Annotated in this window: 2 protein-coding genes and 2 pseudogenes; 1 reads left to right on the top strand and 3 read right to left on the bottom strand. The window is 38.8% G+C overall.

Annotated features, from left to right (window positions below):
- Positions 1–118: 118 nt before the first annotated feature.
- Positions 119–295 (top strand): annotated as a pseudogene (locus ACEO2X_RS13560) (MFS transporter); the annotation flags it as partial.
- An 83-nt stretch (positions 296–378) separates the two neighbouring features.
- On the opposite strand, the gene ACEO2X_RS13555 reads toward ACEO2X_RS13560, so the two are convergent.
- The 3 genes and pseudogenes from ACEO2X_RS13555 to ACEO2X_RS13545 form a co-directional block, all read right to left on the bottom strand.
- Positions 379–1869 carry an amidase gene (locus tag ACEO2X_RS13555; RefSeq protein ID WP_371972143.1) on the bottom strand — a complete coding sequence of 497 codons (1491 nt, stop codon included), beginning with the start codon at positions 1867–1869 and terminating at the stop codon, positions 379–381.
- Positions 1870–1920: 51 nt separating this feature from the next.
- On the bottom strand, positions 1921–3198 hold the full coding sequence (locus tag ACEO2X_RS13550) for a diguanylate cyclase (protein ID WP_371972142.1): 1278 nt from the start codon (positions 3196–3198) through the stop codon (positions 1921–1923).
- 381 nt (positions 3199–3579) lie between these two features.
- A pseudogene (locus ACEO2X_RS13545) lies at positions 3580–3698 on the bottom strand (IS30 family transposase); the annotation flags it as partial.

Here is a 3698-nt window from a genome sequence, read left to right as displayed (position 1 = left end):
TCATGATACGCCACGGTGGTTGTGTTTTGTGTTAGCGCATTAATAAATACAACCACCTTTTTTATTTTTCAAGCGATAATTATAATATATTTCAACAGTTTAAGCCTTAAGTTGGCGCGTATGGGGGTTAGGGGTTGCACTGGGGAGTATTTTGGCAGGGCATTATTGGGATATTGTTTCAGGCGAATGGATTTTTATTTTTGCAGGATTATCTACACTGATTGGTCTGTGTTTTATTTGGGGATTGCCAAAGCAATTAGAATCGCAGTCAATGTCGAGTGATACCAAAGCCTAGTTGGTAATAGCGTTCTTTTATCAAAAATAGAAGCAAGCAACGTTGGATTAGCATAGTTTGCTTGCTTCTTACTCATTGCTACATCAAATACGGATTTTAGCGTATTGATGCCACCACGGTTGAGCCGTTTCAAGTTGTGCAGCCAGTTGTAAAAGCACATCTTCACGTGCAAAAGGCGCAATAAACTGCGAACCCAATGGTAAGTTATCTTTATTCCAATACAATGGCACAGACATTGCTGGCAGCCCAGTAATATTGGCAAGTTGAGTAAATGGCACCCATTTTAGGTTTTCTTTGACAATGCGATCGACCAATTTACCTTGCGCTAACCAATGTGCTTTACCTGCATGTAATAGTGTTTTTAAAATTGGTTTTTGCCATGCAGGAGTTTTAACTTCGCCATTTTTTGGTGCAACTGAGGCAGTTGCAGGGATGAGGTATAAATCATAACGCTCAAAGAATTGATTCATTTGCGCGACATATACCCCCCAATTATTCAAATTACGAATGTAATCTACTGACGTGGTTTTTGCGCCAAAGGCAGCCAAAGCCAAAGAGTCGAGCTCAAAATTATCGGAATGATTTGGCAGGCGAGTTTGAATTTCAGCAATTAAATAAGCAAATTGGCTAAACCATGTGGTAATAAAATCTTTGGCCAATTGCATACCATCAATAGCCGGACGGTCTTCAACAACTTCATGCCCTAAAGATTCTAAAAGCTGTACGGTTTTTTGAATGGCATTGATCGCATCTTGTGAAACAGCTGTACCAATCGGAGATTGGGTCGAATATGCGATTCTTAATTTTTTTGGCGCTTGCTGAATTGCATCTAAATAACTGCGTTCAGGAGCTTCAATTTTGAAAAGTGAATGACCATCTGCGCCATGCGTTGCATCGAGCATTGCCGCACTGTCACGTACACTTTTACTTAAAATATGTTGCATCGCTGCACCATGCATGGCTTCACTGAGTTGTGGCCCCCACGGGGTGCGTCCACGACTTGGTTTTAAACCAAACAAACCACAGTAAGACGCAGGAATACGAATTGAACCACCGCCATCACTTGCCCCTGCAATTGGCACAATACCTGCCGCAACTGCAGACGCAGAACCACCAGAAGAACCACCACTATTGTGTTTCAAATTCCATGGATTTTTACATGCACCCCAAGCATCTGGCTCGGTTATCCCTTTAATCCCAAATTCAGGCGTGTTGGTACGTCCAAAGGTAATGATTCCGCTATTTTCCCAACGATTTACAATTTCTGCATTTTGTTCTGCAAGATGATGCGCACGTTTTAAACCCTGACAACCAAATGAAGTCGGATAGCCTGCATATTGTTGAAATAAGTCTTTGACTAAAAAGGGCACACCTGCAAATGGGCCTGTTAATTTTGTTTGTGTGCGCTGCCGTGCATGTTCATGCATAGGAATAATAATGGCATTTAATTGTGGATTGGTTTGTTCAGCACGTTGTAACGCAATATCTAATAATTCTGAGGCCTGAACATCCTTTTTGGCAACCAGCTCTGCCAAGCCTAAAGCATCATATTGGAGGTATTCTGCAAGTTTCATTTCAATCCTGAAAATCTGTATTGTCAAATTGATGTTGTATGCTATTTTTGTTTAAGAAGCAAGAATGACCCGATTACGACCTTGCATTTTTGCCTGATATAGCGCCTGATCTGCCTGAATAATTAAATCTTGTAAAGGGAGATTGGTGGGTAAGTGTGTATGTGACACGCCCATGCTTACTGTAAAATGAATGGGTTCAAGGTTTTCTAAATTTAACGCTTGATGTTCAATACACATACGAATACGTTCTGCAATGCGTTGAGTTTTATTTAAGTTATTATTGTTCAGCAAAATAATGAACTCTTCACCACCAATGCGACAAAATAAATCGTGATCACGTAAATTGCTTTTAACGATGTTAGAGAGATGTTGCAAAGCACGGTCACCGACATAATGCCCATATTGATCATTCATTTTTTTAAAATCGTCGATATCTAACATAATTAAAGACAATGAATGATTGTTTTTATGCTTTAAAGCTTTTTCACTTAACTGAGTAAAACTACGGCGGTTCAGTGTTTCGGTTAAACTGTCATGATTTGCCAAATACAATACTTCTCTATACAACTGATTTCGGTTTTGGCTAATCACACATAAAATTAACGTGGCAAGACCTAAAATAATTAAACCCACACGAATAGAAATAATGGTAGTTAAATAACTCGAATTCACTTGATCTATAAACAAGCCTGTGACGCTGTGATACAGAGTTAAACAGACCAAGCTATTAATCAGTGCCAAATTAAAAAGTTGATAGCTGGCAGCTGCCCAAATTAATGCAGCCAATGGATACAACAATGCACCTGGTCCATAAAAAATATGGGTGCAGGCGATAGAGATCAGTAATGCAAAAAAGGGCAAGATATCCTGAATTTGAGTTTCTTTAGCATATTGATTATTTATAATTTTTTTGAATTTAGACCAGCCTGGGGCAGCCAAAATTAAAGGTAAGACAATTACCGCATTTAAAATTTCACCAGACCACCAAGTAAAAAAATCAATCCAACGATTTTCTTTTAACATAAAGGTGTGCGGCAAATTTGGCAGCAGAAGAATGGCAAATAAAGCCCCAAAGAAACAGCCTAAAGTTACAGCAATAATATGTGGATATAGCTCTGACACATTATTATTGCTCGCTGGAAGTTTAGCGCGGGCAAAATTAAAGAAAAACAACCCACTAAAAACAGCTACAAAGTTGGAAAGCGTTAAACCTAGCGTCATCAGGAAAGTATTGTCTGTGACCAAATCGGCGCCCATATAGCCAAAAAAAGCACCCAAAATTCCACCAAAACTTTTTAAAGATGGAAAGCGAATGAGTAGCCCCAACAAGAGGGCGTTGCTTGGCCAAAAAAAAGAAAAGTAGCTAAGTGGGCGAGTAAAAATACCCAATAAACAAGAAAAAAATACCACAACGGCTAGCAGTCCAAAGGCAAATATTTGCTTTTGAGTCGAAGATATAGTTTGCGGTATGCTAAAGTTTTGCAAGTACTAAACTCACTTTTGCAATGGGTTGATAATTAAGAAAAAAACTTGAATGAGTGTGACGTTCACAACAGAAAGGCGATCATATCAAATAACCATTACCTACAAAGTCGATTAAATGTAAACTAAGTCACATTTTCGTTAAATAAAATTGTTGTCTTATGTTTATGCTTGCAGATTTGGATTAAAAATATGCTAAGTTGTCTAAACGGTTTATATCTGGCGGATTCAAGCGGCAAGTGCAACAGTATAAAAACCAGCCATAACTTCACTCGGTGTATACCAACCTAGGGTTTTTCTAGGACGATGGTTGAGTGCAAATTCTATCTGCTCTATTTGTTCGTTTG

It is taken from the genome of Acinetobacter sp. AL9 (genome assembly GCF_041464035.1).
Taxonomy (GTDB): domain Bacteria; phylum Pseudomonadota; class Gammaproteobacteria; order Pseudomonadales; family Moraxellaceae; genus Acinetobacter; species Acinetobacter towneri.
This window is presented reverse-complemented; position numbering and strand designations above follow the sequence as displayed.